Origin of the sequence: Pseudomonas sp. EZ-C24, from assembly GCF_014525325.1 — a bacterium.
Classification (GTDB): domain Bacteria; phylum Pseudomonadota; class Gammaproteobacteria; order Pseudomonadales; family Pseudomonadaceae; genus Aquipseudomonas; species Aquipseudomonas shirazensis.
This window is the reverse complement of sequence record NZ_JACDIU010000032.1, coordinates 1-19029: the sequence shown is the minus strand read 5'-3', so window position 1 is coordinate 19029 and position 19029 is coordinate 1. Positions and strand designations below refer to the sequence as shown.

Below are 19029 nucleotides of genomic sequence, written 5' to 3'. Positions count from 1 at the left end.
AGGTTGACCGCGTTCGACCCGGATACGCGGTCCCTGTAGGAGCGGCCTTGTGTCGCGAAAGGCGCGCGCAGCGGGCCCAATCCGGTCACCGCTTGTTCAGCCCGCGGGCCAACCGATCCCCACCCAGCTGGATCACCGCCACCAACACCACCAGCATGGCAATCACTGTCAACATCACCTGGCTGTCAAACCGCTGATAGCCATAGCGGTAGGCAATATCGCCCAAGCCGCCAGCACCAATCGCGCCTGCCATGGCCGATGAGTTGATCAGCGCCACCACGGTAATAGTGAACCCGCCAACAATCCCCGGCAGCGCTTCGGGCAGCAACACATGCCAAACGATATGCCAGCGCCGGCACCCCATCGCCTGCGCCGCTTCGATCAAGCCATGGTCAACCTCGCGCAAACTGACCTCGGCTATCCGCGCAAAAAACGGTGTGGCGGCGATGGTCAGCGGCACCACGGCAGCCCACACGCCATAGGTGGTGCCGACCACCAGCCGGGTGAAGGGGATCAGCGCCACCATCAGAATCAGAAACGGGATCGAGCGGAACAGGTTAACGAAAGCGCCCACCACCCGGTTGAGCAACGGCGCCTGGTAAATCCCGCCTTTGTCGCTGGTGACCAGCAGCACCGCCATCGGAATGCCCAGCAGCAACGCCACCAGCGACGATACGCCGACCATCAGCAAGGTATCCCACAAGCCTTGCAGCAATCGCTCAGTCCACATAGCCCAACACCTCCACATCATCTGCCCAACGCCGTGCACGTTCGAGCACGCCATGGGTGTCATGCGCTGAACCCCGCACTGACACGATCAACCGCCCCAGCGCATGTTCACCGATGGTTTCAACGCCGCCCTGGAGCAGGCTGACCTGACCGCCAAGGTCGGCGAACAAGGCAGACAACTGCGGCTCGCCAAAGACCACCAGCTTGAGCACCAGGGCCGCATCGCGGTTGCTTGCAGTCGGCAGCAAACTGCTCTGCAACCCTGCCGGCAACTTACCCTGCAACGGCGCGAGCAAGGTGCGGGTCACTGCATGCTGCGGGCTGCCGAACACCTGCCAGACTTCGCCTTGCTCGACTACCTGACCGCGCTCCAGCACCACCACGCGCTGGCAGATATCGCGGATCACCGCCATTTCATGGGTGATCAGCACCACGGTCAGGCCGAGGCGCTGGTTGATGTCGCGCAGTAGTTCGAGGATCGACGCGGTGGTTTCCGGGTCGAGGGCCGAGGTGGCTTCATCACAGAGCAGAATTTCCGGGTCATGCACCAGCGCCCGGGCGATGCCGACGCGCTGCTTCTGCCCGCCGGAGAGTTGCGCCGGGTACACCTGATGCTTGTCGGCCAGGCCGACCAGATCAAGCAGTGCGCGAACCTTTTGCTGGCGCTCGGCCTTGGCTACGCCGGCAACCCTGAGCGGCAGCTCGACGTTGTCCCACACGGTCTTCGCCGACATCAGGTTGAAGTGCTGGAAGATCATGCCGATGCGCCGACGCAGGGCCACCAAGCGGTCTTCGTCGAACGGGGCGATGTCGACCTGATCGATCAGCACCCGGCCCTGGCTCGGCTGTTCCAGGCGGTTGATGGTACGCAGCAGCGACGACTTGCCGGCGCCGCTGCGGCCAATGATGCCAAAGATCTCGCCCCGGCGGATGTTCAGGTCGATACCTTGCAGGGCAGGCTGGGCCTGGCCGGGGTAGGTCTTGCCCAGGCCGATGAAGCGCACATGGGCCTGATTGACCTCGGGCCGCAACGCCTGCTCTCTGGTGGGCGCCGGGACGGCTGGGGCAGTGGGCACCCTGAGGGCGCTGGCGCTGCTCATGTCAGCCTTCCCAGCCGGCCTGGTAGAGGCTGCCGTGTGCCTTGTCCAACGCAGCCTTTACCGCAGGCGAGTGCTGGTAGATGTCGACGAACTTGGCCAGGCGTGGATCGTCCTTTTCCTGCGGGCGGATAACGAACTGGATCACGTATTCCTTGTTTTCCAGGCCGTCGAACAGCAGTGCTGATTTCGCATCGAAGGTGTTCGCCAGGCGGATATAGGCCGGGTAGCCCTGGACCAGATCGGCATCGTCGTAGGCGCGCACCAGCTGCACTGCTTCAACCTGCAGAATCTTCAGTTTTTTCGGGTTGGCGACGATGTCGTCTTCGGTGGCCTTGTAGCCAACGCCGGGTTTGAGCGTGATCAGCCCGGCCTTGGCCAGCAGCTGCAAACCACGGCCGCTGTTGATCGGGTCGTTGGCGATGGCCACGCTGGCGCCGGTCGGCAGCTCGGCAAAGCTTTTGTACTTTTTCGAGTACAGGCCAACGTTGTTGATGATCCCCGGCTTGTACGGCACCAGGTCAAAGCCGGCAGCGGCCTTGGCGTTTTCCAGGAACGGGATGTGCTGGAAGTAATTGACGTCGATATCGCCGCTGTTGAGGCTGACGTTCGGCGCGATCCAGTCGCTGAACTCGATCAGCTTCACTTCCAGGCCCTGCTTGTGCGCCTCTTCGACAGCGGCTTCAAGGGGAATGGCAAAGGCTGCGGTGGTGCCGACTTTAAGCGGCTCGGCAGCGAACACGTTGGCGCTGATGGCCAGTGACAGTACGGCGGCCGCGACGGGCCGGAACAGTTTATCAAGCATGGTGCAGGGCTCCAGTCGGGGCAGGGATTGGGGTGTTGGTGCGGTAGCGGGCACCGGGATGGTCGGCAGGCAGGTGCGGCAGGTCGCTGGCGAACAGCTTTTCGCGCAGGCTGCCGTCCTGGTAAGCGGTCTTGTAGCGGCCGCGGCGTTGCAGTTCGGGGACGACCAGGTCGATGAAGTCTTCGAAGCTTTCCGGGGTTACGGTGCGGGTCAGGTTGAAGCCGTCGAGCCCGGTTTCGTCGATCCAGCCGATCAGCTCATCGGCGACCTGCGCGGCGGTGCCGATCAAGGTCACGTAGCGGCCGCCAAGGCTGTGCTGGTCGAGCAGGCGGCGGCGGGTCCAGGCGCTGTCCTGCAACTGGCGGGTCGCGGACTGGATGGCGTTGCCTTTGGCGAAGCCGATCGGCTCGTCCAGCTCGAAGGCGGCGAAGTCGATCCCGGTCGAGCTGGCGAAGTGGGCGACGCCGGCCTCAGGGCTGGCGTAGCGCACATATTCGGCATGCTTGGCCTGGGCTTCGGCTTCGCTGGCGGCGACGATCACGGTAATGCCCATGAATACCTTGATTGCCTGCGGATCACGCCCGGCCGCCTTGGCTGCGGCACGCACCTTGTCGACTTGAATACGGGTGGAGGCTTTGTCCTGGCCGCTGATGAATACGCATTCGGCGTGGTTGCCGGCAAAGCTCAGGCCGCGTGGCGAGCTGCCAGCCTGGAATAGCACCGGCGTGCGCTGCGGCGAGGGTTCGCAGAGGTGGTAGCCCTCGACCTTGTAGAACTCGCCGTGGTGCTCGACCTTGCGCACTTTGTCGGGGCGGGCGTAGACCCGCTGCTCGCGGTCGGCGACCACTGCGTCGTCATCCCAGCTGCCTTCGAGCAGCTTGTACAGCACTTGCAGGTATTCGTCGGCCTGGTCGTAACGGCGGTCGTGCTCGGGCTGTTGCTCCAGGCCCATGGCGCGGGCGGCGCTGTCGAGGTAGCCGGTGACGATGTTCCAGCCGACCCGGCCGTTGCTCAGGTGGTCAAGGGTCGACAGCCGGCGGGCGAACAGATACGGCGCCTCGTAGGTGAGGTTGGCGGTCAGGCCAAAACCCAGGTGGCGGGTGACGGCAGCCATGGCCGAGACGAGCAGCAGCGGGTCGTTGACCGGCAGCTGGATCGACTCCTTCAGCGTTACATCGACCGACTGGCCATAGACGTCGTAGGTGCCGACGATATCGGCGATGAACAGGCCATCGAACAACCCGCGCTCAAGCAGCTTGGCCAGGTCGGTCCAGTAGTCCAGCGTCTTGTACTGGGTCGAGGTGTCGCGTGGGTGGGTCCACAGGCCATGGTTGATGTGGCCGACGCAGTTCATGTTGAAGGCGTTGAGGAGGATTTGCTTGCTCATCAGATCGTCCCCCGCCGCGGTGGGTTGACGTCGTTGAGGTAGTAGTTGCCGATGGCGTGATACTTCCAGCGCACCGGGTCGTGCAGGGTGTGCACACGGGCGTTGCGCCAGTGGCGGTCGAGGTTGTGCTCGGCCAGGGTGGCCTGGCTGCCGGCCAACTCGAAGAGCGTGGTGCCGGCGGCGAGGGCGATTTCGGTGCTGATGGCGCGAGCCTCGGCGACCGCAATCGAGGCCGCGGCGACCTGCTCGGCGGCAGTCTCCGGCGTGGCTGCCGCGGCTTGGTCGAGGAACTCGCCGGCGCGTTCCAGCAGTGCTTCGCTGGCATGCAGGCGGATCGACAGCTGGCCGAAGCTCTTCAGGGTCAGCGGGTCGTCGACGGCCTTGTCGTGGCCCGAGTCGACCCATGGCCGGCTGCGGGTACGCACGAAGTGCAGCGCGTCTTCGAAAGCAGCGCGGGCGATGCCGGTATCGATTGCAGCGTGGAGGATCTGCGCCAGTGGGCCGACCGGTGTCGGCCGCTCGAATGCGCTCTGGAACGCCACCACGTCGGCAGCGGCTACCCAGACGTTATCGAACACCACCGAGCCGCTACCGGTGGTGCGCTGGCCAAAGCCGCTCCAGTCGTCGATCACTTGCAGGCCCGGCGCATCGGCCGGCACGAAGGCCAGCCGCTGAACGCCGTCGTCATCGATCACCGAAGTGGGGATGCGCTGCGCATACAGCGCGCCGGTGGAGTAGAACTTGCGGCCATTGATGCGATAACCGTCGCCCTCGCGGCTGAGCCGGGTGGTGCGGTCGTGGGCGGTCTTGGTACCGAGTTCGGCCAGGGCGTTGCCGAAGCGCCGCCCGGCCAGCACTTCGGCGTACAGCCGCTGCTGTTGCTCGGGCGTGCCATTTACCCGCAGCACTTCCAGGGCGTAGAAGTGGTTCTGCGGGATCTGCCCCAGCGAGCCGTCGGCCTGGGCAATCCGGGCGATGATCTTGGCCAGGGTGACATACGACACGCCTGCACCACCAAAGGCCTTGGGCACGCTGATGGCCCACAGCCCGGAGCGGCTGAACAGCTCCAGCTCGGCGTGCGGCAGGCGCCGCTCGCGGTCGCGCAGGGCGCTGTCGCGGCGCAGTTGCCTGGCGAGTTCGTCAGCGACGGCCAGGGCCTCGCCGTCAGTGCGGATGACAGTTGCGTTCATTGTGTTCTCCGGGGCCTTGGGGCCGCTTCGCGCCCCTTCGCGGGTAAACCCGCTCCCACAGGTGACTGAGCTGAACCTTGTGGGAGCGGGTTTACCCGCGAAGGGCTGCAAACAGCCCCAGAGGCCCTCAAATCCAGGAATGTCGGGCAGGCCGGGTGCCGTTCAGGTGCCAGGCGCCCACAGCGTGGTATTTCCAGCGCACCGGGTCGTGCAGGGTGTGCACGCGGGCATTGCGCCAGTGCCGGTCGAGGTTGAACTCGGCGAGGGTGGCGCGGCTGCCGGCCAGTTCGAACAGCTTCTCGCCGGCCTGCAGGGCGATCTCGGTGGTGAGCACCTTGGCTTCGGCCACGGCAATCGAAGCGCGCGCGGCGGCGTCAGCATCGATGGCCCCAGCGTTGACCTCGTCCAGCACCCGCGCTGCCTTGCGCAGCAGCGCCTCGGCGGCGTGCAGCTCGAGCTTGAGCCGGCCGATGTCGGCGATCACGTAAGGGTCATCGCTGGCGCGCTCGACGTTGGCGTCGATAAACGGCCGGGACTTCTCGCGCACAAAGCTGATCGCGTCATCGATGGCTGCTTCGGCGATACCGGCGTCGATGGCTGCCTGAATCAACTGCGACGCCGCGCCCTGGATGTTGGGCAGGTCGCGCTGGCGCCAGTTGTCGATCACCAGCTCAGCCTCCACCGGTACTTGGTCGAGCAGCACGGTGCCGCTGGCGGTGGTGCGCTGGCCAAAGCCTGACCAGTCGTCAACGATGCGCAGGCCCGGGCTGCCACGGCGGACAAAAGCCAGGCGTTGGCGGCCTTCGTCATCCAGCGCCTTGACCGCAACCCAGTGGGCGAACAGTGCGCCAGTGGAATAGAACTTCTCGCCGCTGATGCGATAGGCGTCGCCGTCACGGCTGATCCGCGCCTTCAGGGTGAGGGTGTCTTTGCTGCCGCGCTCGGGGCCGGCATTGCCGATCCGCCAGCCGTTCAGCACCGAGCCGAAAATCAGCGCCTGCTGGGCTTCGCTGGCGGTCAGGCGCAGCAGTTGCAGCATGCCGAACTGGTTCTGCGGGATCTGCCCCAGCGCCGGGTCGGCAGCGCTGATGACGCGAAACACCTCGGCGACCGTGACAAAGGACACGTCGGCACCACCGAAGGCTTTGGGGATGCTGATGCTGCCCAGCCCGCTGCGGGTGAACAGCTCGATCTCGGCCCACGGCAGCTTGCGCTGCTGGTCGCGTTTGGAGGCGTTTGCGCGAGCGACTGCGGCCAGCTCATGGGCGGCTTGCAGGGCTTCGGCGTCGTTGCGCAGGACCTTGGCCGGCAGCAGTGCTGGCGGGCTGTCGAGGTCGCTGGCGTGAAGGGTTTGTGCCTGGCTGGACATTAGTACCGCTCCTTGGCTGTACTCAATGCCCTGGCGTTATGCACTGGGGTGATTGCATTCCTGACCATTCCTGACCTCACAAAAAAGTGGCGGCGGCGCTTGGTGGTTGCGCTGCGCATGTGCTGGTCCGGTGGTCCGGTGTATATACCCTAAATGCTTATCAAATAATTTAAAACGATCATTTAGGAATATGGATAGAAGTGCTTAGGCGGGCGGCGGGGGTTTGAATACTGCGGCTGGTTTTAGTACATCGGGGCTGCTTTGCAGCCCTTTCGCGACACAAGGCCGCTCCTACAGGGGCCGCGTATCATCGACATGCGCGGTCACTGTAGGAGCGGCCTTGCCGGGGCGGGGGTGCGCAGCGCCCCCAGCAATTCTGACCAGTGCCGCGAAAGGCAGGGCGCTAGGAGGCGGCAGTCCCAAGAAACTTGCGCAAAAACTGCCGAGTCCGCTCTTCCTTCGGATTGGCAAACAACGCCTTGGCCTCACCCTGCTCAACAATCACCCCTTTGTCGAAGAAGATCACCCGATTGGCGACATCCCGGGCAAAGCTCATTTCGTGGGTAACGATGATCATGGTGCGCTGCTCTTCGGCCAGGCCACGAATGGTCTCCAGCACTTCACCCACCAGTTCCGGGTCCAGCGCTGAGGTTGGCTCGTCGAACAGGATCACATCCGGCTCCATGGCCAACGCCCGAGCAATCGCCACGCGCTGTTGCTGGCCACCGGACAAGCGTCGTGGGTAGGCGTCTTCTTTGCCGGCCAGGCCGACCTTGGCCAGCAAACGTCGGCCCAGCTCCAGGGCTGTGGCGCGCGGGGTCTTCTTGACCACCAGCGGCCCTTCGATGACGTTATCCAACGCCGTGCGATGGGGGAACAGGTTGAAGTTCTGGAAGACAAACCCGGCCTGCTGGCGCAAGCGGCGGATGGCGCTCTGCTGGTTACCCAGCGAGCGGTTGGCGTCGATGCTGATGTCGCCGATCTGGATGCGTCCGGCGTCGGGGGTCTCGAGCAGGTTGAGGCAGCGCAGAAAGGTAGTCTTGCCCGAGCCGCTGGGGCCGATGATGGCGATCACTTCACCGGGCTGGACGGTCAGGTTGATGCCGTCGAGTACGGTCTGGCCGTTGAACCGCTTGGTCAGGCCTTCAACTACGATCATGCTCAACGCTCCTGGTCATGCTGGTTGACCCGTGCTTCCAGGCGGTTCTGGAAGTGGGCGAGGATGCTCGCCAGGATCCAGTAGATAACCGCAACGGCCAGGTACATGGTGAACACTTCGAAGGTCCGCGCGGTGACCAGCTGCGCCTGGCGGAACAGCTCCGGCACCTGAATGGTGGCCGCCAGCGCGGTGTCCTTGACCAGCGAGATAAAACTGTTGCCCAGCGGCGGCAGGGCGGTGCGCATGGCTTGCGGCAGGATCGCCCGGCGCATGGCCTGGGCGCGGGTCATGCCGATGCTGGCGCAGGCTTCCCACTGGCCGCGCTCGATCGACGAGATCGCCGCCCGCAGGATTTCGCAGACGTAGGCTGCCATGTTCAGCGACAGGCCAATCAGCGCTGCCGGGATCGGGTCAAGCTCAAGGCCGATCTGCGGCAGGCCGAAGTAGATCACGAACAGTTGCACCAACAGCGGCGTGCCGCGGAAGAACGACACGTAAATACGCGCCAGCCAGTCCAGCGGCAGCACCTTGGACAAGCGCATCAACGCCAGGGCAAAGCCCAGCAGCAAGCCAAAGAACATACCGCCGACACTGAGCAGGATGGTGTAGCCAGCGCCCTTGAGCAGAAAGGGCGCGGAGTCGGCTACCAGTTGCAGGCTTTCTTCAATCATTTAGTCACGTCAGCGCCGAAGTACTTCTCGGACAGCTTGGCCAGGCTGCCGTCGGCGCGCAGCTTGTCCAGGGCCTGATTGATGGCCGCGAGCAGTTCCGGTTCACCCTTGCGCAGGGCAATGCCCGACTCGAGACGCGAGAAAGCGTCGCCAGCGGCAACGGTATCCTGGGCTTTTTTGGCGTACTCAAGCGCAGCCAGGCGGTCGATCAGGATAGCGTCGGTGCGGCCCACGCGCAGGTCCTGGAACTTGGTCGGGTCGTCTTCATAGGTGCGTACGTCGGCGGTCGGCACGTTGGCTTTGACCCATTGCTCGTAGTTGGTGCCCAGACCGACACCGACCTTCTTGCCGGCCAGGTCAGCTGCAGACTTGATGTTCAGATCTTTTTCTTTCTTCTTCAGCACCAGTGCCTGAATGCCGGAGACGGTGTACGGCTCGGAGAAGTCGTACTTCTTCTTGCGCTCGTCGGAGATGGTCACCTGGTTGACGACCACGTCCAGGCGCTTGGACTCCAGCGCCGCGAGGATGCCGTCCCATTTGGTCGGCTGGACCTTGGCCTTGACCCCAAGCTCCTTGGCGATCAGCTCCGACAGCTCTACCTCAAAGCCCGACAGCTTGCCGCTGTCATCGACAAAGCTGAACGGCGGGTAAGTGCCTTCGACGCCGACGTTGAGCACGCCCTTGTCCTTGATAGTCTGCAGCTGCTCGCCGGCAAACGCCTGGCTGAACAGACCGGTGCCAAGCACGATGGCAAGGCTGGCATTGAGTAGCGGTTTGGCAAAGATCGACATGGCAGGGCCCCGCGCTTTTGGTGGAAGTAGTGGGTGGCGACTATAAGGGTGGGCTGTTTAGCTCATGAAATAATAAAAAAGTATTTTGTTATTCCATTTGTGTGCATTGAGCCGTTGGAAGGCTGCGTTGAGGGTAGCCCGTCAGCGTGGCTTATGCCCGACTTAGCGCAGGATGGAATAAAGCGTTGTTTTTTCCAAGGGCTGGATTTGACGTAGAGTGGATCTATACGACAGTCAGGAGCACATCGTGAGCGAACAATCATCCCCCGGCAAATGGCAGTTGCAGTCGATCGTGACCGGCCTGCGCGGCGCCCGTGAGCAATGGCGCACGCAAAATGGCCGCAGCAGCGGCGAGAAGGGCGGCCGCGAGCTGCCGTCGCGTGAAGCAATGCAGCGCATTCTCGAGCAACTGTGTGGGGCTTTGTTCCCGATGCGCCTGGGCCCGGTCGACCTGCGTGAAGAGAGCGAGGATTTCTACGTCGGCCACACCCTCGACACCGCCCTCACTGCACTGCTCGCGCAAGCACGGCTGGAGCTGCGCTACGCCGCACGGCAGAGCCAGACTGACCAGGCCAACGCCGACAGCGAGGCCTTGCGCCTGATCCAGGGCTTCGCTGCGGCCCTGCCAGAGATGCGCGTGCTGCTCGACACCGACGTGCTCGCCGCCTACCACGGCGACCCGGCCGCGCGCAGCGTGGATGAAGTGCTGCTGTGCTACCCAGGAATTCTGGCGATCATCCACCACCGCCTGGCTCACCACCTGTACCTGGCCGGCCTGCCATTGCTGGCGCGGATCAGCTCGGAGCTGGCGCATTCGGCCACCGGCATCGATATCCACCCCGGCGCACGGATTGGCCCGAGCTTCTTCATCGACCACGGTACCGGCGTGGTGATCGGCGAAACCGCGATCATCGGCGAGCGCGTGCGTATCTATCAGGCCGTGACGCTGGGCGCCAAACGCTTCACCGCCGACGAAACCGGCAGCCTGCACAAGGGCCAGCCGCGCCACCCGATCGTCGAAGACGATGTGGTGATCTATGCCGGCGCAACCATCCTCGGCCGGATCACCATCGGCAAGGGCTCGACCATCGGCGGCAACGTCTGGCTGACCCGCAGCGTGCCGGCCGACAGCAACATCACCCAGGCCAATCTGCAGCTCGACTGCCAGGCAAAAAAATAGCAAAAGCGCCGAGCAAAAGCCGTTGTCAGCTCCTCTATATACCTGCCCCGCTCAGCGGGGCAGGTCGCATCGAAGGCCGATCCATGTTTAACTTGAACGCTTGTTCAACATAAAAACGCTGGTCGCTGCCGGTGTTCAACAGGAGGATATGCCTTTGCTGAACCCGTTAAATCCTATGCCTGATTCCCACAGCGGGGTGCAGGTTGCATGAGTACTCCCACCCCTGAACTTGCTGACAGCAAGATGCGCATGAACGCCCCGGTGTTCTACTTCGCCGCCAGTTTTATCCTGCTCTTCGGGCTGGTGGTGATCGTCAACCCCGAGGCCTCCGGTGCCTGGTTGCTGGCCGCGCAAAACTGGGCTGCCAACACGGTGGGCTGGTACTACATGCTGGCCATGACCCTGTACCTGGTGTTCGTGGTGGTCACCGCCTTGTCGGGCTACGGCAAGATCAAACTCGGTGCCGATCATGACGAACCCGAGTTCAGTTACCTGTCCTGGGCCGGCATGCTGTTCGCCGCCGGTATCAGCATCACGTTGTTCTTCTTCTGCGTCTCCGAGCCGCTGACGCACATGCTGCAACCGCCCCAGGGCGAGGGCGGCACCGCCGAGGCCGGGCGCGAGGCGATGAAGCTGCTGTTTCTGCACTGGGGCCTGCATGGCTGGGGCGTGTTTGCCTTTGTCGGCATGGCGCTGGCCTACTTCGCTTACCGGCACAACCTGCCGCTGGCGCTGCGTTCGGCGCTGTACCCGCTGATCGGCAAGCGTATCAACGGCCCGATCGGTTACGCGGTGGATGGCTTCGGCATCATTGCCACTGTGTTCGGCCTGGGCGCCGACATGGGCTTTGGCGTGCTGCACCTCAACTCAGGCCTCGATTACCTGTTCGGCATCCCGCACAGCCAATGGGTGCAGGTCGCGCTGATCACGCTGATGATGGGCGCCGCAGTCGCGGTAGCCGTGGCCGGGGTCGAGAAGGGCGTGCGGGTGATGTCCGACATCAACCTCTTCCTGGCCTGTGCGCTGCTGCTGTTCGTGCTGTTTGCCGGGCCGACCCAGCACTTGTTCAATACCCTGATCCAGAACCTCGGTGACTACCTTGGCGCCTTGCCAGGCAAGAGCTTCGACGTCTATGCCTACGGCGAGAACCGCGACTGGCTGGGTGGCTGGACAGTGTTCTACTGGGCCTGGTGGATTGCCTGGGCGCCGTTCGTGGGCCTGTTCATCGCGCGGATTTCCCGTGGCCGGACCATTCGTGAATTCGTCTTCGGCGTGCTGTTGATCCCGCTTGGTTTCACCCTCGCGTGGATGTCGATCTTCGCCAACAGCGCGATGGACCAGGTGCTCAACCACGGCCTGGTCGCGCTCGGCCAGTCGGCGCTGGAAAACCCGTCGATGAGCCTGTACCTGCTGCTCGAAACCTATCCGTGGAGCAAGGCGGTAATCGCTGTGACGGTGTTCATCAGCTTCGTCTTCTTCGTCACCTCGGCCGACTCCGGCACCGTGGTGCTGTCGACCTTGTCGGCGAAGGGCGGCAGCCCTGACGAAGACGGCCCGAACTGGCTGCGGATCTTCTGGGGAGCGATGACTGCGTTGATCACCAGTGCCTTGCTGTTCGCTGGCAGCATCGACTCGCTGAAGTCGGCGGTGGTGCTGACCTCATTGCCGTTCTCGCTGATCCTGCTGTGCATGATGTGGGGCCTGCACAAGGCGTTCTACCTAGAGTCGCAGCGGCGTATTGCGCAGTTGCACTCGCTGGCACCGGTCGCCCAGAGCCGCCGTGGTCGCGGCGGCTGGCGTCAGCGCTTGAGCCAGGCTGTGCACTTCCCATCGCGCGATGAGGTGTACCGCTTCATGGATGACGTGGTGCGCCCGGCGATCAATGACGTGCGCGAGGTGTTCGAGCAGAAAGGCCTGGTGCTGATCACCCAGGACGACCCGAGCCACGACAACGTCAGCTTGAAAGTCGGCCATGGTGAAGAGCAGCCGTTCATCTACCAGGTGCAGATGCGCGGTTATTTCACGCCGTCCTTCGCCTTGGGTGGGTTGGGTGCGCAAGAGCTGAAAAACCGTCGCTATTACCGCGCCGAGGTGCATCTGTCAGAAGGTAGCCAGGATTACGATCTGGTCGGCTACAGCAAGGAGCAGATCATCAACGACATCCTCGACCAGTACGAACGGCACATGCAGTTCCTGCACATGGTCAGGTAGTTGCGTGAGGGGCTGCCGGGCAGCCCCTTGCCTGCGCTAGAACGGCGCGTCGCCAAGGATGGTTGCGCGGTGCATGACCCGCCGCTGCGGGCGGTAGTCATCGACGGCGTAATGCTGGGTCACGCGGTTGTCCCAAAAGGCCACGTCGTTTTCCTGCCAGCGCCAGCGGATGCTGTACTCCGGCCGCGTCGCATGGGCAAACAGCAGCTTGAGCAGGGCCTCGCTTTCCTGCTCGTTGAGCTCGTTGATGCGCGTGGTAAACCCTTCATTGACGAACAACGCCTTGCGCCCGCTGACCGGATGCGTACGCACCACCGGGTGCGTCAGCGGCGGGTTGTTGCGCCGGGTCGCTTCCCAGCGGGCGAGGTCTTCGGCGGTGGTGCCGAAGCGCTCCAGCGGGAATGACTTGGTGAAGTCATGGGTGGCGGTGAGGCCGTCGAGCATCGTCCGCAGGGGCGCCGACAAGCCTTCGAATGCCGCTACGCCACTGGCCCACAAGGTATCGCCGCCGTAGGCCGGCAACTGCTTGGCACTCAGTACCGCGCCCAGCGCCGGGGTCGGCAGGAAGGTCACGTCGGTGTGCCACACGGCATTGTCGCGCACGTCGGTGACGGCGGTATCGAGGATCAGCACTTGTGGCGTTTGCGGCACATTGGGGTAGATCGGGTGGATATGCAGATCGCCAAAACGCGCAGCGAAGCGGGCTTGCTGCTGCGGGTTGAGCGGCTGCTCGCGGAAGAACAGCACTTGATGCTTGAGCAGCGCCTGCTCGATGGCGTCGCGTTGTTCGGCTGTGATTTCACGGCTGATGTCGACGCCAGTGATCTGCGCGCCGAGGGCCGGGCTTAACGGAGTGATGGTCAGGCTCATGGCAGTCTCTTTGTCGGGCGCCGAAGTGCCGGCGTGGTCAGTCGTGGTCAGTGGGCCTGGCCGTGCCAAGGCACCAGCTTGCGTTGCAGGGCGCGCAGGCCCATTTCCAGGGCGAAGGCGATCAGGGCAATCAGCAGGATCCCCAGCACCACCACGTCAGTGACCAGAAACTGCGCCGCTGACTGGACCATGAAGCCGAGGCCGCTGGTGGCGGCGATCAATTCCGCTGCAACCAGGGTCGACCAGCCGACACCCAGGCCGATACGCACGCCGGTGAGGATGTCGGGCAGGGCGCTGGGCAATACCACATGGCGAATCAGCTGGGCCTTGGTGGCGCCCAGCGACTGCGCGGCGCGCAGTTTGGCCGGGTCGACGGTGCGCACGCCGGTTGCTGTGGCGATGGCAATCGGGGCGAAGATCGCCAGGTAGATCAGCAGCACCTTGGACAGCTCACCGATGCCGCACCAGATCACGATCAGCGGCAGGTAGGCGAGCGGCGGAATTGGCCGGTAGAACTCGATCAGTGGGTCGAAAATGCCCCGGGCAATGCGGTTGGAGCCGATGGCAATGCCGATCGGGATCGCCGTGAGGATGGCTGCGCCGAGCGCCAGGCCAATCCGCCCAAGGCTTGCGCCCAGGTGCTGCCACAGGCTGGCGTCCATGTAGCCCTGGGTCAGCAGCACCCAGGCCTTGCCGAGGATGTCTGCCGGTGGTGGCAGAAACAGCGGTTCGACCAGCTCGGCGGCGGTGACCGCCCACCACAGCAGTAACAGGCTGGCCAGGGTCAGGGCGCTGATCCAGCGGGTCGACAGTGGTTTGCGCGGCAGCGGTTTGAGGTTGGCCAATTTGGCGGCCAGCGGCAGTTCGACAGTGCTCATGCTGAGTGCTCCCGGCGGGCGTCTTCGCGTTGCGAGAAGACTCTCGCCAGCACGTGTTCGCGGGTTTCGATAAAGCGCGGGTCGGACTTGATCGCCCGCGCCGATTCGCCGGCGGCGTAGCGTTGGCCGAAGTCCAGTTGCAGCCGTTCGACGACACGCCCTGGGTTGGGCGCAAGCAGCACCAGTTCGCTGGCGAGAAACACCGCTTCTTCGATGTCATGGGTAATCAGGAATACCGGTTTGGCTGTGCGTTGCCACACCTGCAGCAACAACTCCTGCATCTGCTCGCGGGTAAACGCATCGAGGGCGCCGAACGGCTCGTCCATCAATAGCACACGCGGGTTGGCGGCCAGGGCGCGGGCCAGGCCGACGCGCTGCTTCTGGCCGCCCGAAAGCTGCCAGATGCGCCGCTCGGCGAAACCTGCGAGGTCGACCAGTGCGAGCATTTCGCGCGCTTTGGCTTCGCGCTCGGCACGGCTTACGCCGGCCAGCTCCAGGCCGAAGGCGACGTTGCCGAGCACGTTTTGCCAGGGCAGCAGGGCGTCGTCCTGAAACACCACGCCGCGCTCGGCACTCGGGCCTTGCACCGGCACGCCGTCGAGGCTGATACGGCCAGCACTGGCAGGCACGAAGCCGGCGATCAGGTTGAGCAGCGAGGTCTTGCCGCTGCCCGATGGCCCAAGGGCCACCAGCAGCTGGCGCGGGCCCAGGCTCAGGTTGATATCGGCCAGCACCGGGGTGTCGGCACCGGGGTACTGTGCGCTGATGCGCTCCAGCTCGAGCAAGGCCATGACGGGCTCCGGATCAGTTGGGCAGGTATTTGGCGGTGACGTATGGGGCGTAGTCAGGCAGCACGGCGTCGACCTTGCCTTGCTCCTTGAGGAAGGCTGCGGTGTTGCTCAGGGCCTGGGTGGTCGGCGTGCCGAGGGCGCTGGCCTGGTCGGCGGCCAGCGGGTAGACGTTGCCTTGCAGCAGCACCGGGATATCGCTGCTCTTGGCGCCCGAGAGCTTGGCCAGTTTGGCGACGTTGTCCGGGTTGGCCAGCCAGGCTGCCGGGTCCTTGCGGTAGTCGGCGTAGGCATCCAGGGTGACCTTGGCGAAGGCCTTGACCACGTCCGGGTGCTTGGCGGCAAAGTCTTTGCGCACGATCCAGGCGTCGAAGGTCGGCGCGCCTTTTTGTGCCAGCTCACCGGAGGTGATCAGCACCTTGCCGTTCTCCTTGGCGACGCCCAGCGCTGGGTCCCAGACATAGGTGGCGTCGATATCGCCACGCTTCCAGGCGGCGATGATGGCCGGCGGGGCGAGGTTGAGGATCTGCACCTTGGACGCATCGATGTTCCACGCTTTGAGCGCAGCGAGCAGGCTGTAGTGGCCGGTCGAAACGAACGGTACGGCGACCTTTTTGCCGATCAGGTCCTGCGGGGTCTTGATGCTGTCGCGGGCAACCAGCGCTTCACCGGCGCCGATCTGGGTGGCGATCAAAAAGGTTTCGACCGGCAGCTTGCGGGTCGCGGCTGCGGCCAGCGGGCTGGAGCCGAGGTAGCCGATCTGTACATCGCCCGAGGCCACGGCCGTGATCACGTCGGCGCCGTTATCGAATTTGCGCCAGTCGATATCGGCCTTGCTGGCTTTTTCGTAGGCGCCATCGACTTGGGCAACCTTGGCTGGGTCGACGGTGGTCTGGTAGGCCACGGTAAGGTCAGCGGCCTGGGCCAGCCAGCTGCTGCTGGCGAGGGTCAGGGCGGCGAACAGGCGCAGCGGAGCGTGCGGGATCATGGGTTTGCCTCTCGTCAGCAATCTGGGTAGTTGATGGCGAGAGACTAAATGATCTAAGAATCCTAAAATAAATAACTTTTCGGTATTAGCTTAGGTGCCTTTTGGGGGCGCTGCGCGCCCCTTTCGCGACACAAGGCCGCTCCTACAGGGACCGCGTTGCCTGCACGTTGCGCGGTCGGCGTAGTAGCGGCCTTTTGTCGCGAAAGGCCCGCAAAGCGGGCTGGCGTAATGACTGTTCACTGCTACGCTCCCCCGGCCTAGAGCAAAAGGAAATAAGGTTATGAGCAAACGTTTGCAAATAACCTAAAGCTCTTAAGGGGCCCTGCCGATACCGCAAATGGTAGTAAAGGTTCCTATGATATGCCGCAATAGTCTTAGCAATTCATAAAACAGTCATTTTGGATTTATAGGATTGTCATTATCCTGTAGCCCAGGGTGGCGGCTTAGACCTTAGTCGTGAAACGTTCGGAAATGATTGACTGGACGGTCACGCTCTGCGACTAAATCGCCAGTCCATGGTGAGTGAGGCAATAGACCTCGCCGCCACTGATATACAAAAATTAGAACGTAGAGGAGCAAAACATGTACAAGTCAAGCCTGGCTCTGGCCGTGGCACTGGGGGTTCTCGCCCAACAAGCAGGTGCTGCTGGCTTCGTCGAGGACAGCAAGCTGTCCGTAAGCTCGCGTACCATGTACTTCAACAACGATAACCGTGAAGCCGGCGGCAACAAGCCACGTCCTGACAACCGCGAGTCGGGTCAGGGCTTCAAGCTTGACTTCATTTCCGGCTTCACCGAAGGCACCGTTGGTTTTGGTGTAGATGCTCAGGCGCTGTGGGGCATCCACCTTGACGGCGGCAAGGGCTACCACCCTGATGGCAGCAGCTTCTTCCCAAGCGACTCCGACGGTTCGTCCGAGAAGCAATGGGCACGCTTTGGCGCCAACGCCAAGGCTCGTTTCTCCAAGACCGAAGCTCACTTCGGTAGCGCGCTGTCGCCAGCCTTGCCGATCCTGGTTGCCAACGATGGCCGTCTGCTGCCGCAGACCTTCGAAGGTGCCACCATTTCCTCCAAGGAAATCGACAACCTGACCATCAACGCCGGTCAGATGACTCACGCCATGGGCCGTGCGTCCAGCAACCGGACTGGTCTGTCGGTCAACGGTGCTACCGCTGACAGCAACAAGTTCCGCTACGGTGGTCTGGACTACAAGCTCACCCCAGACCTGACCCTGCAGTACTACTACTCGAACCTGGAAGACTTCTACAAGCAGCACTTCCTGGGCGCGACTCACGTCTTCAAGATCGCTGACGACCAGTCGTTCAAAACCGACCTGCGCTACTTCGACAGCAGCAGCGACGGCAAAAACGGCAACGGCGGTGGTTACAACTTCAACAACAACGGTGGCTACGCCAAGAACGTAGGCGAGGTCGACAACAAGACCTGGTCTGCCATGTTCACCTACTCCCTGGGTGGTCATGCCTTCTTGCTCGGTCATCAACGCGTCAGCGATGACGGCGGTTTCGTCTGGTTGAACCAAGGTTCGGTACGTGATGGCAATGGCCGTCCGGAAGGCGCAGGCGGCGCGAGCTTCTACCTGTTCACCGACAGCATGATCAACCAGTTCGCCAAGGCCGGTGAAAACACCACCTTCGGTCAGTACTCCTATGACTTCGCGCGCGTTGGCGTGCCGGGTCTGAAAGCGGCTGTTTCGTACCTGCGCGGTGAAGATGGCCGCAACGCCAACGGCAACGGCACCTTCTCTGAATGGGAACGCGACGCCCGGATCGACTACGTGATCCAGCAAGGCACCCTGAAAGGCCTGGGCGCGACCCTGCGCCATGGTATGTACCGCGGCACTGGCACCAGCTCGCTGGCTGACCAGGACCAGACCCGCTTCATCGTCAACTACACTTACGCTTTCAAGTAAGTCGTAGCTGCACGCCAAAAAGCCTCGCCTAGTGCGAGGCTTTTTTATGCCTGCAATTCGTAATGCATTCTGGTTATAAATAAATCGATATTTATTCTTTTTAATCTATTTCGATTGCAGGCACATTGGACCCATAACGCAGACACAGGAGCCGCACCATGAGCCTCAAACTCGGCGACATCGCCCCCGATTTCGAACAGGATTCCAGCGAAGGCAAGATTCGCTTCCACGAGTGGTTGGGCAATAGCTGGGGCGTGCTGTTCTCGCACCCTGCCGACTTCACCCCGGTGTGCACCACCGAGCTGGGCCTGACCGCCAAGCTCAAGGACGAGTTCGCCAAGCGCGGGGTCAAGGCCATCGCCCTGTCGGTCGACCCGGTCGATTCGCACCACAAGTGGATCGATGACATCAATGAAACCCAGAACACCGTGGTCAACTTCCCGATCATTGCCGATGCTGATCGCAAGGTCTCCGACCTGTACGACCTGATCCACCCCAACGCCAACGACACCCTCACCGTGCGCTCGCTGTTCGTCATCGACCCGAACAAGAAGGTGCGTCTGACCATTACCTATCCGGCCAGCACCGGGCGCAACTTCAACGAAATCCTGCGGGTGATCGACTCGCTGCAACTGACCGACAACTACAAGGTCGCCACGCCAGGCAACTGGCAGGACGGCGACGAGGTAGTGATCGTGCCCTCGCTCAAGGATGAAGCCGAGATCAAGGAACGCTTCCCCAAAGGCTACCGCGCCGTGAAGCCCTACCTGCGCCTGACACCGCAGCCCAACCGCTGAATACAGAATCCTCGTTGCACATGCTCTTAGCCAAGCAGGGATATTCGGGCCGCTCATGCGGCCCTTTTTTATTCGCCCCCCGCACGGCCCCTGTAGGAGCGGCCTTGTGTCGCGAAAGGGTCGCGTAGCGGCCCCGAGATTTATGCAGCAGCACAGATTGCTGGGGCCGCTACGCGACCCTTTCGCGACA

The 19029-nt window shown here is 63.0% G+C and carries 17 protein-coding genes; 4 read left to right on the top strand and 13 right to left on the bottom strand.

Features of this window, described 5'->3' with window-relative positions:
• Positions 1-85: 85 nt before the first annotated feature.
• The 9 genes from IDM28_RS21625 to tcyJ form a co-directional block, all read right to left on the bottom strand.
• Positions 86-730, bottom strand: coding sequence for a methionine ABC transporter permease (locus IDM28_RS21625; protein ID WP_101322578.1), 645 nt, complete (start codon positions 728-730; stop codon positions 86-88).
• Positions 720-1829, bottom strand: coding sequence for a methionine ABC transporter ATP-binding protein (locus IDM28_RS21620; RefSeq protein ID WP_188036844.1), 1110 nt, complete (start codon positions 1827-1829; stop codon positions 720-722). The genes IDM28_RS21625 and IDM28_RS21620 overlap by 11 nt, the downstream gene beginning before the upstream one ends.
• 1 nt (position 1830) lies before the next feature.
• Positions 1831-2631, bottom strand: a complete 801-nt coding sequence (locus IDM28_RS21615) for a MetQ/NlpA family ABC transporter substrate-binding protein (protein ID WP_150570526.1) — start codon at positions 2629-2631, stop codon at positions 1831-1833.
• The gene (locus IDM28_RS21610) at positions 2624-4018 is read right to left on the bottom strand and encodes an LLM class flavin-dependent oxidoreductase (RefSeq protein ID WP_188036843.1); all 1395 of its coding nucleotides are present in this window, start codon (positions 4016-4018) and stop codon (positions 2624-2626) included. Before IDM28_RS21610 ends, IDM28_RS21615 begins: the two co-directional genes overlap by 8 nt.
• Positions 4018-5208: an SfnB family sulfur acquisition oxidoreductase gene (locus IDM28_RS21605; protein WP_188036842.1), complete on the bottom strand. Its 1191-nt coding sequence runs from the start codon at positions 5206-5208 to the stop codon at positions 4018-4020. The genes IDM28_RS21610 and IDM28_RS21605 overlap by 1 nt, the downstream gene beginning before the upstream one ends.
• A gap of 127 nt (positions 5209-5335) precedes the next feature.
• Positions 5336-6577: an SfnB family sulfur acquisition oxidoreductase gene (locus tag IDM28_RS21600; protein WP_188036841.1), complete on the bottom strand. Its 1242-nt coding sequence runs from the start codon at positions 6575-6577 to the stop codon at positions 5336-5338.
• Positions 6578-6980: 403 nt separating this feature from the next.
• The gene (gene tcyN, locus IDM28_RS21595; RefSeq protein WP_101322572.1) at positions 6981-7736 is read right to left on the bottom strand and encodes an L-cystine ABC transporter ATP-binding protein TcyN; all 756 of its coding nucleotides are present in this window, start codon (positions 7734-7736) and stop codon (positions 6981-6983) included.
• 2 nt (positions 7737-7738) lie between these two features.
• A complete protein-coding gene (gene tcyL / locus IDM28_RS21590; protein ID WP_101322571.1) occupies positions 7739-8407 on the bottom strand; it encodes a cystine ABC transporter permease in 669 nt (222 codons plus the stop codon).
• Complete coding sequence (tcyJ, locus tag IDM28_RS21585) at positions 8404-9198, bottom strand: cystine ABC transporter substrate-binding protein (protein WP_101322570.1); 795 nt, start codon at positions 9196-9198, stop codon at positions 8404-8406. The genes tcyL and tcyJ overlap by 4 nt, the downstream gene beginning before the upstream one ends.
• A gap of 247 nt (positions 9199-9445) precedes the next feature.
• On the opposite strand from tcyJ, the gene epsC reads away from it, so the two are divergent.
• Positions 9446-10378, top strand: coding sequence for a serine O-acetyltransferase EpsC (gene epsC / locus IDM28_RS21580; RefSeq protein WP_101322569.1), 933 nt, complete (start codon positions 9446-9448; stop codon positions 10376-10378).
• 207 nt (positions 10379-10585) lie between these two features.
• A complete protein-coding gene (gene betT / locus IDM28_RS21575; RefSeq protein WP_150570521.1) occupies positions 10586-12589 on the top strand; it encodes a choline transporter BetT in 2004 nt (667 codons plus the stop codon).
• 36 nt (positions 12590-12625) lie between these two features.
• Here the strand turns inward: betT and tauD are convergent, their stop codons facing one another.
• From tauD to tauA, 4 genes are read right to left on the bottom strand one after another with little or no spacing between them, the layout of a single operon-like run.
• Positions 12626-13459 carry a taurine dioxygenase gene (gene tauD / locus IDM28_RS21570; protein ID WP_101322567.1) on the bottom strand — a complete coding sequence of 278 codons (834 nt, stop codon included), beginning with the start codon at positions 13457-13459 and terminating at the stop codon, positions 12626-12628.
• Positions 13460-13506: 47 nt separating this feature from the next.
• Positions 13507-14337 (bottom strand): taurine ABC transporter permease TauC, encoded by an 831-nt coding sequence (tauC, locus tag IDM28_RS21565; RefSeq protein WP_188036840.1) that lies wholly within the window; start codon positions 14335-14337, stop codon positions 13507-13509.
• A complete protein-coding gene (gene tauB, locus IDM28_RS21560; protein ID WP_181108095.1) occupies positions 14334-15128 on the bottom strand; it encodes a taurine ABC transporter ATP-binding subunit in 795 nt (264 codons plus the stop codon). The genes tauC and tauB overlap by 4 nt, the downstream gene beginning before the upstream one ends.
• Positions 15129-15141: 13 nt before the next feature.
• The gene (gene tauA / locus IDM28_RS21555; RefSeq protein ID WP_188036839.1) at positions 15142-16113 is read right to left on the bottom strand and encodes a taurine ABC transporter substrate-binding protein; all 972 of its coding nucleotides are present in this window, start codon (positions 16111-16113) and stop codon (positions 15142-15144) included.
• A gap of 582 nt (positions 16114-16695) precedes the next feature.
• Between tauA and IDM28_RS21550 the strand changes: the two genes are divergently transcribed.
• Positions 16696-18042: an OprD family porin gene (locus IDM28_RS21550; protein ID WP_150570517.1), complete on the top strand. Its 1347-nt coding sequence runs from the start codon at positions 16696-16698 to the stop codon at positions 18040-18042.
• 158 nt (positions 18043-18200) lie between these two features.
• Positions 18201-18839 carry a peroxiredoxin gene (locus tag IDM28_RS21545; RefSeq protein WP_188036838.1) on the top strand — a complete coding sequence of 213 codons (639 nt, stop codon included), beginning with the start codon at positions 18201-18203 and terminating at the stop codon, positions 18837-18839.
• The last annotated feature ends 190 nt before the right edge of the window (positions 18840-19029 follow it).

What these genes read in the sequence shown, in the direction of transcription:
- IDM28_RS21625 (WP_101322578.1), bottom strand. Translation starts at nt 730, where the DNA reads ATGTGGACTGAGCGATTGCTGCAAGGCTTGTGGGATACCTTGCTGATG.
- IDM28_RS21620 (WP_188036844.1), bottom strand. Translation starts at nt 1,829, where the DNA reads ATGAGCAGCGCCAGCGCCCTCAGGGTGCCCACTGCCCCAGCCGTCCCG.
- IDM28_RS21615 (WP_150570526.1), bottom strand. Translation starts at nt 2,631, where the DNA reads ATGCTTGATAAACTGTTCCGGCCCGTCGCGGCCGCCGTACTGTCACTG.
- IDM28_RS21610 (WP_188036843.1), bottom strand. Translation starts at nt 4,018, where the DNA reads ATGAGCAAGCAAATCCTCCTCAACGCCTTCAACATGAACTGCGTCGGC.
- IDM28_RS21605 (WP_188036842.1), bottom strand. Translation starts at nt 5,208, where the DNA reads ATGAACGCAACTGTCATCCGCACTGACGGCGAGGCCCTGGCCGTCGCT.
- IDM28_RS21600 (WP_188036841.1), bottom strand. Translation starts at nt 6,577, where the DNA reads ATGTCCAGCCAGGCACAAACCCTTCACGCCAGCGACCTCGACAGCCCG.
- tcyN (WP_101322572.1), bottom strand. Translation starts at nt 7,736, where the DNA reads ATGATCGTAGTTGAAGGCCTGACCAAGCGGTTCAACGGCCAGACCGTA.
- tcyL (WP_101322571.1), bottom strand. Translation starts at nt 8,407, where the DNA reads ATGATTGAAGAAAGCCTGCAACTGGTAGCCGACTCCGCGCCCTTTCTG.
- tcyJ (WP_101322570.1), bottom strand. Translation starts at nt 9,198, where the DNA reads ATGTCGATCTTTGCCAAACCGCTACTCAATGCCAGCCTTGCCATCGTG.
- betT (WP_150570521.1), top strand. Translation starts at nt 10,586, where the DNA reads ATGAGTACTCCCACCCCTGAACTTGCTGACAGCAAGATGCGCATGAAC.
- tauD (WP_101322567.1), bottom strand. Translation starts at nt 13,459, where the DNA reads ATGAGCCTGACCATCACTCCGTTAAGCCCGGCCCTCGGCGCGCAGATC.
- tauC (WP_188036840.1), bottom strand. Translation starts at nt 14,337, where the DNA reads ATGAGCACTGTCGAACTGCCGCTGGCCGCCAAATTGGCCAACCTCAAA.
- tauB (WP_181108095.1), bottom strand. Translation starts at nt 15,128, where the DNA reads ATGGCCTTGCTCGAGCTGGAGCGCATCAGCGCACAGTACCCCGGTGCC.
- tauA (WP_188036839.1), bottom strand. Translation starts at nt 16,113, where the DNA reads ATGATCCCGCACGCTCCGCTGCGCCTGTTCGCCGCCCTGACCCTCGCC.
- IDM28_RS21550 (WP_150570517.1), top strand. Translation starts at nt 16,696, where the DNA reads ATGTACAAGTCAAGCCTGGCTCTGGCCGTGGCACTGGGGGTTCTCGCC.
- IDM28_RS21545 (WP_188036838.1), top strand. Translation starts at nt 18,201, where the DNA reads ATGAGCCTCAAACTCGGCGACATCGCCCCCGATTTCGAACAGGATTCC.